Source organism: Streptomyces sp. NPDC085866, from assembly GCF_044541035.1.
Taxonomy (GTDB): Bacteria; Actinomycetota; Actinomycetes; order Streptomycetales; family Streptomycetaceae; genus Streptomyces.
In genome coordinates this window covers 119,596-132,399 of record NZ_JBITSQ010000017.1, presented here as the reverse complement: position 1 = coordinate 132,399, position 12,804 = coordinate 119,596, and the positions used below count along the sequence as shown (strand labels likewise).

The 12,804-nt window shown below is 70.1% G+C and carries 11 protein-coding genes; 6 read left to right on the top strand and 5 right to left on the bottom strand.

Annotated features, from left to right (window positions below):
• Window positions 1–378: 378 nt before the first annotated feature.
• From ACIF83_RS35885 to ACIF83_RS35875, 3 genes are all read right to left on the bottom strand, one after another.
• Window positions 379–1,734, bottom strand: coding sequence for a helix-turn-helix domain-containing protein (locus ACIF83_RS35885; protein WP_399733327.1), 1,356 nt, complete (start codon window positions 1,732–1,734; stop codon window positions 379–381).
• A gap of 12 nt (window positions 1,735–1,746) precedes the next feature.
• Complete coding sequence (locus ACIF83_RS35880) at window positions 1,747–2,013, bottom strand: hypothetical protein (protein WP_393480189.1); 267 nt, start codon at window positions 2,011–2,013, stop codon at window positions 1,747–1,749.
• Between the two features lie 718 nt (window positions 2,014–2,731).
• Window positions 2,732–3,247 (bottom strand): hypothetical protein, encoded by a 516-nt coding sequence (locus ACIF83_RS35875; protein ID WP_399733324.1) that lies wholly within the window; start codon window positions 3,245–3,247, stop codon window positions 2,732–2,734.
• Between the two features lie 135 nt (window positions 3,248–3,382).
• Here ACIF83_RS35875 and ACIF83_RS35870 point away from each other — a divergent pair, with 135 nt between their 5' ends.
• Window positions 3,383–4,666, top strand: coding sequence for a histidine kinase (locus ACIF83_RS35870; protein ID WP_399733321.1), 1,284 nt, complete (start codon window positions 3,383–3,385; stop codon window positions 4,664–4,666).
• The gene (locus tag ACIF83_RS35865) at window positions 4,654–5,304 is read left to right on the top strand and encodes a response regulator (RefSeq protein ID WP_399733318.1); all 651 of its coding nucleotides are present in this window, start codon (window positions 4,654–4,656) and stop codon (window positions 5,302–5,304) included. Before ACIF83_RS35870 ends, ACIF83_RS35865 begins: the two co-directional genes overlap by 13 nt.
• A gap of 257 nt (window positions 5,305–5,561) precedes the next feature.
• Here ACIF83_RS35865 and ACIF83_RS35860 read toward each other — a convergent pair whose 3' ends face one another.
• Entirely contained in the window at window positions 5,562–6,047 is a 486-nt protein-coding gene (locus ACIF83_RS35860; RefSeq protein WP_399733315.1) for a hypothetical protein, read from the bottom strand.
• A gap of 327 nt (window positions 6,048–6,374) precedes the next feature.
• On the opposite strand from ACIF83_RS35860, the gene ACIF83_RS35855 reads away from it, so the two are divergent.
• Together ACIF83_RS35855 and ACIF83_RS35850 are read left to right on the top strand one after the other, a co-directional pair.
• Entirely contained in the window at window positions 6,375–6,689 is a 315-nt protein-coding gene (locus ACIF83_RS35855; protein ID WP_399733313.1) for a helix-turn-helix domain-containing protein, read from the top strand.
• Between the two features lie 1,412 nt (window positions 6,690–8,101).
• Window positions 8,102–8,434, top strand: coding sequence for a hypothetical protein (locus ACIF83_RS35850; protein ID WP_399733311.1), 333 nt, complete (start codon window positions 8,102–8,104; stop codon window positions 8,432–8,434).
• A 2,019-nt stretch (window positions 8,435–10,453) separates the two neighbouring features.
• Here the strand turns inward: ACIF83_RS35850 and ACIF83_RS35845 are convergent.
• A complete protein-coding gene (locus ACIF83_RS35845) occupies window positions 10,454–11,467 on the bottom strand; it encodes a helix-turn-helix transcriptional regulator (RefSeq protein WP_399733308.1) in 1,014 nt (337 codons plus the stop codon).
• A 151-nt stretch (window positions 11,468–11,618) separates the two neighbouring features.
• On the opposite strand from ACIF83_RS35845, the gene ACIF83_RS35840 reads away from it, so the two are divergent.
• Both ACIF83_RS35840 and ACIF83_RS35835 read left to right on the top strand, forming a co-directional pair.
• Window positions 11,619–12,305, top strand: coding sequence for an alpha/beta fold hydrolase (locus ACIF83_RS35840; RefSeq protein WP_393480254.1), 687 nt, complete (start codon window positions 11,619–11,621; stop codon window positions 12,303–12,305).
• Between the two features lie 19 nt (window positions 12,306–12,324).
• Window positions 12,325–12,648, top strand: a complete 324-nt coding sequence (locus ACIF83_RS35835) for a hypothetical protein (protein ID WP_399733305.1) — start codon at window positions 12,325–12,327, stop codon at window positions 12,646–12,648.
• Window positions 12,649–12,804 lie beyond the last annotated feature (156 nt).

Genomic DNA, 12,804 nt, shown 5'->3' with positions numbered 1-12,804 from the left:
TACCAACCATCACTCAACCCGAACCCCGCACAGAGAAGAGGACACAACCTGATCAACACGGCCCGACGCCTGAGGACCTGCAGATCAGAACACCCCCAGAGCCAGCACACGTGGACACCACGGCCACGGAAACCCGAGCACGACTCACCCGCAGCCCCACACCGAACTGATCAGCCCAGGCCAGCACACTCGCCTCTGATCACAAACACCACCCCCGGACATCCAGCAGCTCGCCGACCTCGGGTTGGACTGGGCGGCGTAGACGAGCAAACGGCAGGCATCTGATGTATCAGCAGGGGACGACCGTCCAGTACGTCTCGCCCCACACGAGCACCGGGGCGCGTACGGCACCGTCACCGGTGATCTCGGTGACGATACCTACACCGTCGACCTGCTCCCGCCCCGCAACGGCACTGCGGTGATCATGGCGATTGCCAGGGGGGTCACGGCATACCTGACGTTTCCGTCATGCACGGTGATGGTGATCAGTCCCGCCTCCTCCAACGCCTCGGCATGCCAACTCACGCCGCCCGGTGCGAGGCTGAGGATGCTGTTTATCGCCGCGGGGTTGTTGTGGGGGTACTCATGGATGGCCCGTAGTACGACGGCGCGGTTCTTGCCCAGCATGGTCACAAGCTGGTCCTGCCCCGGCGGCGGGTGGGAGTTGGAGAGCATGTCCCGCTGGATCTGCTTCAGCTCGCTCGCCATAGGATCGGGCGGTGCCAGGCGCTGCCGGCGTGGCTTCGCGGCGGGTTCCGGGTCGGCCGCCGGTACGGGGAAGGAGTTGGTGGCTTCGTTCGAATGCAGCGCGCGCTCGCTGCGCAGGCGTTCCTCGCGGAAGGCTTCCTGCTCGTGCTGCCAGGCGCGGGTCCATGCGTCGTTCCACGTGGACCACTGCTCTTTGGGAATGGCACACACGTACAGGAACGGCCGCAGGTACCTCTTGGAGAAGAACCACAGCCGGTCATCCAGCACTTCGGCGATGAACGACGGCGGGAGGGTCATCGACTTTGCGCGCGCCCGTTGCGCCATGGCGGCCGGGGAGGGTTGGCCCACCGCCGCGTGGGCGGCCCGCAGGGCGAGACCCAGATCCGCGAGGTTACGGATCAGACTGGGGGGTAGCACCTGCAGCGACTGCTGCGGTGCAGCGTCCAGCGCGTAGGTGTTCTGCTGACACTTCCAGGACCGGTCCCAGGCCTCGAGCCAAACGCTCCACTCCGGCTCGGGCAGCTGACATGCTCTGAGGAACGCTTCGAACTGGCGGCGGTGGCGCGGGACGCCCGCCTCCTTCCGCAGCATGCGGTACAAGGTGCTGCGCGGCAGAATGCCGTGCCCGCCGGCACGATGCTCCATCTCCCGCAGGGAAGGCGCGCCAGCCTTTTCGTACAAGTGCTTCAGCGCTGCACTCAGATCGGCAAAGTCCCTGACCAGTCCCGGCAGGGGAGCCGGAAGCGTGCGGCCCCGGGTCGCCCGCCGTGCCTCGCTGCGGGCTGTCCGCCACAGCTCCCGGGCCCGCGCGCCCGATGCACCACAGGCCTCGGCATAGGCGACGACCACACGCTCCTGCGGGACGGTCGTCGTCGAGCCGACCCGCTGCAGGGTGGCCGGGGAGTAGCCCGTGCGCTCGGCCAATGCCCGGTACGACAGCCCGGCATGAGCACGCTGTTCCAGTAGCCACTTGGCAAGCTCTCCTCGTGCCCTGCTCGCGGCAGCGGAGGCAACCGGACGACTCATGCGCCCTCCTCGTCAGCGAGCCGAAGGGCTGTCCAGGGCCCACAGAGCCATCCGCGCCCCGCGTGCCACCCACCCGCCGCGGGTGAGCAGCCCAAGCAGGACTACCGACAGCAGCCCAGCCTGGCCAAGGACCTGCAGGGTCACAATCAGCGGAACGCCGGTGAGTACCAGCGTGGAGGCGGTGACGATGACGACGATGACAACGGCGGCTTCGTAGCCACCCAGTCGCCTGCCCGAGGGGCCGGATTCGACACACGACAGCTTCTTCGACCTAGACACGGTGACTCCCGACTCCGGCCTACGCTACGACCGGCAAGTCCGCTACTGACTCCGGTGCCCCGCCTGGCAGTTGGCGCTGCCTGTCCAGCGGGGCCTGAGGTCAGCATGCCACCTACCTGCGCCCCCGCGACGGCGTCGGATAAGGCTGTTTCACAACTGTCCCGTACCCAGAGGATCACGCCGGCGACCGCGGACAAGTCCGCCGCAGGAAGGCCAGCGACAGCGCCGGACGCCCCAGCCGGGCCGTCTCATATTCGTCCCGGTTCGCCGTCACACCCCCCGCGAGATGAGGCCCTCCGGCCCACGTTCCGCATAATCGGCACCGAACCCCCGGCTGCTACTGACTCCACACGGCTGATCACGGGGTTGCAGGGCATGTTGGCGCGTGTCCTGGCCTGCTGCGGAGCCGCCCCCGAGCGGCTCCGCAGCCTTCCTTCCGCTCGCACTCATCCGCGTACACGACCCTGGACAGTACCGGCAGCGCAAAAGCAGCACGGCCCCGCGCAGCCAGGCGGACGGAACAGGCGTTGCAGACGCCGGGAGATCCAACAAGCGCAAGGCGCACTCGTAGCTGTTCTCCGGCTCCGAGACGTCCAAGACCCTCTCACCGCCCATCGGGTCCGGGTCGGGATCGGGGCGACGGGGGCGATGGTGATGCGGTGCATGGTGTTCTCCGGTGGATCGATTCGGTCCGTGGTACGTAGTCGGGCGGTCGGCGTCACGCGTGCCGGCTCAGCGCCCGCAGCGCCAGCCGGCCGCACAGCGCGGCGAGCGGCAGCTCGGCGCCGAGCGCCATGGCGACCGCGGTGGCGAAGTCGCCGCCCGGGGCCGCGGTCGTGGTGTCGAACCAGGCGTCCACCGCAAGCAGCGTCGCGGTCGCGGCGGCTGCCAGGGCGTGCCGCCGGTCGCCGCGGGTGGCGAGGAGGCCGGTGGCGATCAGGCCGAGCGCCTCCAGCGCGTCGAGCCCGACCCAGGCGACCGGCCAGTGCGCCGCGGTCGCGGTGGCCGGCAGGCCGGTGGCCAGCACGTACAGCCACGGCAGCAGGGCGAGCCCGCAGGCGACCAGCAGCCACCCGGCCCGCCGCATGCCCCGCGCCGGGCGCGGTTCCTCCGCCTCTTCGTGGAGCGGGATGACCTCGGCGCGGTCGAAGTCCTCGGCGCTGGCCACTTCCTCATCGCACAAGCCCAGTTGACGCATCGTCTTCCCCCGCTCCCCGCCGGCTCTCCCCTTCACGTGCTCCACCCTCCGCCGCACACCAGGACGCCGTCAGTCACGCAGGGTTCCGACCCGGGGTGGAGACAAGTGCACCCCCGAACCGGGCGGGAGCGTCATGGCACGGGGATGGCCTGCGGCTTTACCGTTTGACGCATGCAACTCACGACGTGGCTGCAGCTGGTGCTGGGCCGGCCGTTCCGCAGGGCGGGACACCGGACCGCGCTCGTCGCCGCCGGCCTGCCGCTCCACCTCGCCGTGGTGCCACTGTGGCTCTGGCTGGTCGGCACGATGGCGGCGTTGGTGCCGGCCGAGACTCCGCTGCCCGTGCTGCTCACGCTCGTGGCGCCGCCCGTGCTGCTCACGCTCGTGGTGACACCCCTGCTGACCGTCGGGCAGCGGCGGCGCTACCGGGCGCTCGTCGGCAAGGACCTCCCGCGCCCCGCCGTACCCGGGCCGGGACGCAACTGGAAGTCGGCGGTGCGCCGGCTGACCACGCGGGCCTTGTGGCGGCAGGTCTGCTACCACGCCGTGGCGGGTCCACTGCTCGCCCTCCTGGACCTCGCCGTCCTCGCCGTCTGGGCCGTCGCTCTCGTGGCCGCCTCCATCTACGTGTGGATCTGGGCGCTGCCCCCGCAGTGGCGGGTCACCGACGTCGGGTACACCACGCAGGCCGCATACATCACCGCCGGCGGTCTCGCCCTGCTGTTCCTCGGGCCCCGACTGACCGGCGCTCTGGTGCGGCTGGAGACCCGGGCGGCCGAGGTCCTGCTCGGCCCCAGCCGCACGGAGAAGCTGGCCCGCCGGGTCGCCGACCTCGCCGAGAGCCGGGCCGGCGTGCTCGACGCCGCCGACGCCGAGCGGCGGCGGATCGAGCGCGACCTGCACGACGGCGCGCAGCAGCGCCTCGTCTCACTCGCCGTCAACCTGGGCCTGGCCAGGTCCACCCTCGGCCACCTGCCGGAGGACGCCCGCAAGGTGATCGACGAGGCGCACCGCGAGGCGAAGGAGGCGATCGCCGAGCTGAACAACCTGGTGCGCGGTCTGCATCCGGCCGTCCTTGAGGACCGCGGCCTCGACGCCGCGCTGTCCGGGGTCGCCGCCCGCCTCCCGATCCCGGTGCGCGTGACGGTGGACCTGCCGCAGCGCCCCTCACCCACGGTCGAGGCCGTCGCGTACTTCGTGGTCTCCGAAGCCCTGACGAACGTGGTCAAACACGCCCAGGCGACCCGGGCGGACGTGACCGTGGACCGGATCGGGGAGACACTGCTGGTGGTCGTCGCGGACGACGGAGCAGGCGGCGCGGATCTCGCGGGCGCCGGCGGCACCGGGCTCGCCGGGCTCGCCAAGCGCGTCGCGTCCGTCGACGGCACGTTCTCCTGCCGCAGCCCCGCCGGGGGGCCGACCGTCATCACCGTGGAGCTGCCGTGCGCGCCGTGATCGCCGAGGATTCCCTCTTGCTGCGCATCGGTGTGGTCAAGGTGCTGGAGGCGGCCGGCTTCGAGATGTGCGCGCAAGTCGCCGACGCAGAAGAGCTGCTGGCGGCCGTCGAGGAGCACCGGCCCGACATCGCCGTGGTCGACGTGCGCATGCCGCCCGGCTTCACCGACGAGGGAGTGCGCGCCGCGCTGGTGATCCGCCGCCAGTACCCGCGTACCGCCGTGCTCCTGCTGTCGCAGTACGTGGAGGAGCGGTACGCGGCCGATCTGCTCGCCGCCAACACCTCGGGCGTCGGCTATCTGCTCAAGCAGCGGGTCGCCGACGTCGAGGAGTTCGCCGAGGCGGTACGCCGGGTGGCGGCCGGCGGCACCGCGCTCGACCCGCAGGTCGTCGCGCAGCTGCTGGTGCGCCGGCACAGCGATCCGCTCGACCGGCTGACGCCGCGCGAGCGGGAGGTGCTGGAGCTGATGGCGGGCGGCCGGTCCAACTCCGGCATCGCCGCCGAGCTGGTGGTGAGCGAGAGCGCGGTCGCCAAGCACATCAACAGCATCTTCACCAAGCTCGACCTGCCCAAGGCCGACGCCGACCACCGCCGCGTCCTGGCGGTGCTGCGCTTCCTGGGCGTTGCGACCGCATAGTGCGCGATCCTGCCCGTATGCCCAGTCGACAACGGTGCTGATCGCCATTTGGTGGGGAATGCGGCGTCTTCGGACACGTGCTCTTCACCAGGCTATGCCGCGGTGGGCGTCGAAGGCGGTGGCCGTGGTGCGCAGGGCCACGGCATGGGTGGGGCCGGTCAGCGCTGGTGTATTCGCAGTCTTCGGGGGTTGGGCGGGGTGGCTCGGGCTGGTCGGCCGATGTCCGGAGCAGACGTGATGTCAGGGCGGTCGTCGCGTCAGCGCCTTCGTCCCGGGTTCGGCGGCGCCGGTGCGGGGGATTCGGCCGGAGGTGGGGAGGATTGGCCGGGAGCGGCCGAGACCGTCTGCGGGCTGCGTTTTCGTGCGGCGAGAACGCGCTGCTCGTCGAGGTCCGCGCTCTTGGCGCCGCTGCGCAGCATGCTGGTGGCTTCGGCCAGGGCTGTGCGGGCGGCGGTGAGGTGGGTGGCGATCCGGTTCCGGGCGAAGTCGGCGTTGGCGCGTGGGTTGGCGTAGGCCGAGGTGAAGTGGTCGATGAAGAGCTGATCGGCCTGGGCGCCGCCGAGGGCGTTGATCGCGCCGCCGGCGGTGGCGACGGTGTGGGCGAGGTCCGTCGCGGTACGGGCGTGAGCTTTGCGGGCAGTCGGAGCGCCGGCGGCCATAGCCACACGGACGTCCTGGCCTTGGGCGGTCACCAGGGGGAGCAGCGTGGCGAGCTCGGTGAGGGCGCCGGACAGGTGCTGCATGTCCGGTCCCGGCACTCTGTAGGCGAGCGGCAGGCGCTGGGAGAGGTCTTCGGAGCATCTGCTCTGGGCGAGATACGACGGCGTCAGCGACCTCGTCTCCTACTACCCGCCCGAGCACCCCCCGACGTGGTGGATCCGCTTCTTCGACTACCTGTGATCCCCGCCTGCGGTGTCCTCAGCAGAGGCATTCCGAGAGTTCCAATACCCAAGCCCACCATCAGCGACCGCGCAGGCTGATCCGGCAGTCGCGCAGGTGGCCTCAAGTGCCCGGGCGGCAGCGCGGCTGGTGATGGACAAGGGGAGCTTGCGGTGAAGTGAAACCTGCGGATGGTGGCAGCGCAGAGGGGCCTGTGGCGGCCGACCGAGATGCTGGAGGCGTTTGGGGCGGTGGGATTCTGGCCCTCGAGCAAGGTCGCTGCCTTGTGGGGAGGTATGCCGGTCACGCTTCGGCTCGACGATCTGGACATGATCTGCGCCGCCTTGGACTGCGCGGTGGCCGACTTGCTGCAGGCCGAGCCGGTCATCGTCGAGCAGGCGGTGCCGGAGCCCGCCAGCCGGGCGGCCGGGGGCGAGGTGGCCGGGGCGGCGAGGCCGGTGCCCCGGCGCCGGACGGGCGGGCCGCGCTTGCTGCCGCCGTCCTGACCCGATGGTCGTGAGCAACGCCGGCCCGGTCTGGGCCAGTTGCGGTGAGTGCCTGAGCTGGAAGTGGTGGGGGCGTCCGGGCTGTGTGAGAAGCCGTTGCCTTTCCGATCTTGAAGTGTGGCAGTCGAACGAGGGTCTCATTCAAGCGCGCGTCGCCGAGTATGGGACGGGCCATGTCGACGGCTCAGCGTGCGGTGTGCCCTGAACGGAGCACGTCAGTGTCGACCGTCGTCAGCGCCACGCTCAACGGCACACCGGTGCCAGCCGCGGCGGCCAACCGCTCGCGTACTTCGCGCGGTGTTCGAGGCCGCCAGCCAGGCCCATCACAGCAGCCAGAGTGGAACGTGACACCCGCGTTCAGTAGGGCAGCCAACGTCCGCCACCCAGCGGTGTCCCTCCGCTTCGGCACAGCGAGGTCCTGACCCGCGTCGATCAACTTTCCACCGCAGCGCGGGCATCGGCTTGCCCACGTGCCGCGCTTCTTGAACGAAGAACGGCAGGGCAAGCACACGTAATGCCGGTTCGGAGTCCCCCCACGAAAGCACATAGCACCAGTATGGCAAGGCCACTTTGCCCATCCCAGCGATTTGGGAGCGACGCGGTTGTTGTCGTTCCAATCTCGAGGAGCGTCAGTCAATCGGGTGACTGCGGCGGCTGCCGTGCATGAGAACAGGGCCTGTTGGTAGCTCGAAGGGTGTCTACGCCAACGAGCTGTCCAGGAGGCCCTGTTGCCGCACTTTTACGCCGTCGACAAGTGGGAGTCCAGCTCGGCCACCCTCGCGTGTGACTGCCTGGCTCACCGGCTCGGGAACGCCGGCGACCACGAAGCGTGAGCGCCGCTTTCCCACCGACATGTCGGACAGCGAGTGGGCGGTGATCCGGCCGCTGTTGCCGGTGCCGGGCTGGCTGCGGGGGCATGGCGGGCAGCTAGCTCAGGGTGAGGTGAGTATGAGCACTCATGTGCGCAGTCATCAGCATCCTGCATGTTGCGTGCATGTGATCAATATCCCTCCCGAAGCTCGTGCTGGTGGCCGCCCTCGGCTGCACGCTCCTGTCCGGCTGCGGCACTCAGAACAGCACTACCGATCAGCCCCCGGCAGGCAGCGCCGTCTCGGCAGCAACCCCGCTGGATGCTCCGTCGAGCGTCAACGATACGGAGATGCGGTTCCTTGCATTGCTGGCCCACATCACACAGAGCTGCACTCCCGATGCCCCCGGCGACAAGGGCAGCGGTGGCGTGCCCGAGCCCGAGGATCTGCCGGGTTGGGAGGGCGCGCCCTCACCGAGATACGGGCCGGGCGAGACCCCGTCGGGTATTCCGAACGCCGCAGGAGACATACCTGTTCCCGTGGATGGTACCGCGCCGACGAAGCCGGCCCCCTGACCCCACTGAGGCCAAGCCGGTCGAGGAGGTGCCGCTGACCAGTGTCGAGAAGTGCATCGGCAGCAAGCACGCAAAGCGCATCAGCGAGGCGTTCAAGGACGCGAAGACGACCAGCTACCAGACCATGCGTAGGAAGCTCACGGACCTGGACTACCCGGCGTCGCGGATTCACCAGATGCCGAACCAAGCGGGCGCGCCCCGGGCAAGGCTGGACTTGCGCATGATCGGCAGCCACCTGGCTTTGGAGGTCACCGGGGCCAGTGGCAGGGTAACCGTCGACGCGTTCGGGGCTCCGGAGACGGAGGACGTGAACGTGACTGATGTGAAGCGGAAGCCGAAGCTGGACGCGCCCACGTCCTGACGGGGATCAGGGGAGCGTCGTTCGGCCGTCTAAGTGGGTGGGGTAGCCGATTCGGTCCGTGTTCGGCTCGGACCGCTCGGCGAGTTCGCCGGCGGACGGCTCTGAGAGGTCCGGCCTTTCGATGCCGGACGAGCTGGTCGGCTCGGCAGGGGCCTGGGCGCGGATCCACTGCGGGCCGAGGATCAGCAGGAGGGGTGCGGCGCCTAACGCACCGAGGACGCTCACTACGCGTCCGGGACGGCTGGGGGCCGCGTGCACGCCGGTCACGAGGCCGCCCCGGGGTGCGTGTCCGGCGTGACCGGCGCCGGGTCACGCAGGGCGCGCGGGTCAGTGGCCCACTCCACGCCGCCGCCTTCGGGACGCAGCCATGCAACCGGCTTGAGCCTGTTGCCATCGGGTGCGATGGCCCAAAGTGTCCCCCGACGGCCGGTCACTGTGTCCGTCACGACTCTGCCGAGCCACTTGTGCGCACGGTGCATGAGCCCCCGAGCCGCACTCACTTGGCTTCACCCCGCTCAGCGAGCGGTGCCCACGAGTACCGCACCGTTACGCCGCGATCCCGGAGCCAACCGGTCTCGTGGTGCCGGTACTCGTGGGCGCGATCCGGGGAGTTGGCCGCAGGCCACGGACGATGGCCACGGTCATCTGACCGACTTCGGCCATCTCGCGCACGCGTCCAGCCCTGCCGGTTGCGGGGGTTGGTTTCGCCGTACGGGTCGGTGACAACATCCACCAGGACCAGACCGTGAGCTTCCGCGTACGCGCGACCCTCTTTCTCCGCGCGCTGCGCCGGGACAAGCGGCGTCAGCCTCCCGCGCTCAACGCACACGTACAGCACGGCGAAATGGGGCGGTGCGGCGGTGCGGGGCGCTCCTGCTCCTGTGTTGTCATCATCTTCATCGCCTCAACGGGCCGTGGACGGGGACCGCGGCCATCCCGTGCCAGGAACGAGGGACGGCTCCAGCACCAACAGCTCTGGGGCCGCGGCCCGTTGGTGCTGATGCACAGTCAAAGATCACCCTGCGCTCTGGCACCATCACGCATACGGCATGCGCGTACAGATATGCGCTCAGCGGGTACGGGCAGGCGCCCAGAGCCGTGCGGGCTCGTAGCGTTGGGGGGTAAGGCCGTGCACCAGACGGGAGAGATCCGGGACGCATCCCGGGCAGGCGGTTACGGCAGGGTCAGCGAGCTGGATCGCAGGGACCGGCACATGACTCAGCTCCAACTCGGCGAGGCGTTGGGGCTGTCGTAGTCGGCCGTGTCCCGTCTGGAAAGGCGCGACTCGAGGACATACAGCACAGACGTCTTAGCTGCGGCGGCTGCACATCTGGAGATCCCGCCAGCGCCCGTCGGGCTCTCGGGCAGCCACCGCCCGCAGAGCCGGACGAGAGACGAAGACGACATGCGCCGACGCACGCTCCTTGGTGGGGTGGTCGCCGCGGCGGCGGCTCCGGTCCTGCTGCCCTACCCGACCACGAGCCCGGCAGCAGCCAGGCCGCGGCACTACGCCGTCCCACCATCGCCTACAGGAGACTCGACGGCTCGACGCCGGCCAGGGACCTGTCCGAGGCCGTGCACACGCACATGCGGCTGATCCAGAACGTCACACGGGATGCCTCCGAGGCCGCACGGCCACGCCTCGCCGCGGTCGGCAGCGAAGCCGCCAGCCTCGCCGGATGGCTGGCCTGGGACATGGGCGACAACGGTTCAGCACGCACCTGGTACGGCGCAGCGATCAAAGCCGCCCGCTCCGCCGTGACCCGCTCCTCACCGCCTACCAGGCGGGGAGCCTCGCCCAGTTCGAAGCACATGCCGGAAACGGCGCCCAGCCGTCACGCATGGCTGTCGTCCGTTGAGACCCTCGGGCATGCGGCGGCCGGCAACAGGCAGGCAGCAGACCGGGCGCTCGCCGAATCCCGAGCTGCTATGGCCGGTGAGAGGCCGTCCGAGGGGCTCTCCGGTGCGCAGATCACGCATGCGATCAAGGTAGACCCCGCCGGAGCCACCGGGGTGCCTTCACTCACCGCCGACGCCCCGGATCCACCCCTGTCCCGCCCCCGATACCGGTCCGGACGCGGCCGCGCCAAGGCGGGATGCCAGGGTGGCAACCGCGTCCCGAAGCTCCGTCCCGCCTACGACTTGGAAGGCGAAAGGGACCGCCGCCAGCCACTCTTGCGCGTACATCGCCGGGTTGCGGGTGCTGCCGACGAGCACGCAGCGTTCTCCCGCCACCCCCGCCGGTTCGAGCTGTCCCATCGGCGGCCCGACCCACGGGGCGACCCGCTCCACCGGTGCGTCGAAGAGCACGCGCGTGGGATAGGCCCATCCGGTGCCCAGGTTCTCCTCCAGCACCGCGACCGGGTCGAGGTCCTCCGGCATCCGGAACCCGACCGCAGTCTCCTGGGCCGCCAGTACACGGTCGACCCGGTAGGTGCGCACGGCGTCCGCGCGATGGGAATGACAGAGCAGGTACCAGCGCGCCCGGCGTACGACGACCGCCCACGGGTCCACCTCCGCCTGCCACTGATTGCCGGCCTCGCTCCGATAAGTGATCACCACACGCCGCCGGGAAGCGACCGCGTCCACCAGGGCGCTGGTGACGGCGGGATCGGCGTAGGCCGCACTCGGATCGGGCGCGGCAGCGGCATGCTCGCGCAGCGCGGCCGCCTGACGCCCGATCCCCTCCGGCAGCGCCTGGATGACCTTGCCGAGAGCGGCGCCGACGAGGTCCCCGGGATCGGTGGCAGCGGGCCTGCCGTCGAGCACCGCCATGACCAGGCCGAGCGCTTCGCTCTGGGTGAAGCTCACCGGGGACAGCCGGGTCCCGCGACGCAACTGGTATCCGCCGTGCGGGCCGCGCACGGAGTCCACGGGGATGCCGGCCTCCCGGAGGATCGCGACGTAGCGACGTGCGGCGCGATCGGTCACCCCAAGCTTCTCGGCGAGTTGCTCGGCGGTCGTGCCAGGGCGGCTCCGCAGGATCTCAAGGGTGCGCAGCGCACGGGCGGTGGGACTCGTTCCGGTCTGCACGTCGGACAGCATAGGCGGCCGCCGGGCAATCAGGAAGCAGATCGTCCTGAACCGCTCCTAGCATGGGAACACCCGGTCGGGCAGGCCGCGTCCACTGCGCGACGCCTTCGGCCACCTCTGCCTCGACCTCGACATGGAAGTGGATCTCACTGTGGAAATCTTGCTCATCGGCGGCCTGTGGCTGGACGACACCGCCTGGAACGAGGTGATACCGGCCCTTGAGGCGCTCGGGCACCGCCCGCGGCCTGTGACCCTTCCGGGCCAGGGCGACGGACGCTCATCCGCCACACTCGACGAGCAGGTGGCGGCAATCCTCGCCGCCGTTGATGCAACGGTGGAGAAGCCCCTGCTCGTGGCGCACTCAGCCGCCTGCACCCTCGGCTGGCTGGCCGCTGACGCGCGCCCGGAACGGGTGGCCAAGCTGGCGCTGATCGGAGGCTTCCCCAACGAGGACGGCCAGCCGTACGCCGACTTCTTCGAAATGCGCGACGGCGCCATGCCTTTCCCCGGCTGGGGCCCGTTCGCGGGAGCGGACAGTGCCGACCTCGACGAGGAACTCCGGCGGCGCATCGCAGCCGATGCCATCCCCGTCCCCGAGCAGGTGGCCAGGGGCGTGGTCCGGCTGACGGATCAGCGCCGCTATGAGGTTCCGGTCGTGGTGGTCTGCCCGGAGTTTGGCCCTGATCAGGCCCGCGAATGGATCGCTGCCGGCGAGGCGCCGGAACTCGCCCGCGCCAAGCACGTCGAGTTCGTCGACATCGACTCCGGCCATTGGCCGATGTTCACCAAGCCGGCCGAACTCGCCCGTCTCCTCGACGGGGCAGCGTCCCGGGACTGACCGAGCAGGGACTGCGACCATGGCTCATACCGTCCGCCAACTGAACACCTCGACCTGGGACGCGTTCGCCGAACTCGTCGAACGCAACAACGGCATCTTCGGCGGCTGTTGGTGCATCGGCTACCACCCCGAGTGCGGCCGGCCGGGAATCGACCACCGCGTCGTCAAAGAGCAGCGCGTCCGCACGGACCAGGCCCAGGCCGCACTCGTTCTCGACGAGGACGGCACCGCCCAGGGCTGGTGCCAGTACGGCAGTTGCGACGAACTACCCAACATCAAGCACCGCCGCGCGTACGACAAGTACGCGCCCCCGCTCCCGGACTGGCGGATTACCTGCATCTAGGTCGACAGGCGACACCGCGGCCAAGGCATCGCCCACACAGCACTGGAGGGCGCCGTCGACCAGATCGTCCAGGCCGGCGGTGGCCTGGTCGAGGCCATCACCGAAGCCACTCTCGGCCGCCAGGCCCAAGGCCGCTTCCTCTTCAGCGGGACGGCC

Bases quoted from the DNA above. Each gene is read 5' to 3' on its own strand.
- ACIF83_RS35885 (WP_399733327.1), bottom strand. From the start codon at position 1,734: ATGAGTCGTCCGGTTGCCTCCGCTGCCGCGAGCAGGGCACGAGGAGAG.
- ACIF83_RS35870 (WP_399733321.1), top strand. From the start codon at position 3,383: ATGCAACTCACGACGTGGCTGCAGCTGGTGCTGGGCCGGCCGTTCCGC.
- ACIF83_RS35860 (WP_399733315.1), bottom strand. From the start codon at position 6,047: ATGCAGCACCTGTCCGGCGCCCTCACCGAGCTCGCCACGCTGCTCCCC.
- ACIF83_RS35855 (WP_399733313.1), top strand. From the start codon at position 6,375: ATGGTGGCAGCGCAGAGGGGCCTGTGGCGGCCGACCGAGATGCTGGAG.
- ACIF83_RS35835 (WP_399733305.1), top strand. From the start codon at position 12,325: ATGGCTCATACCGTCCGCCAACTGAACACCTCGACCTGGGACGCGTTC.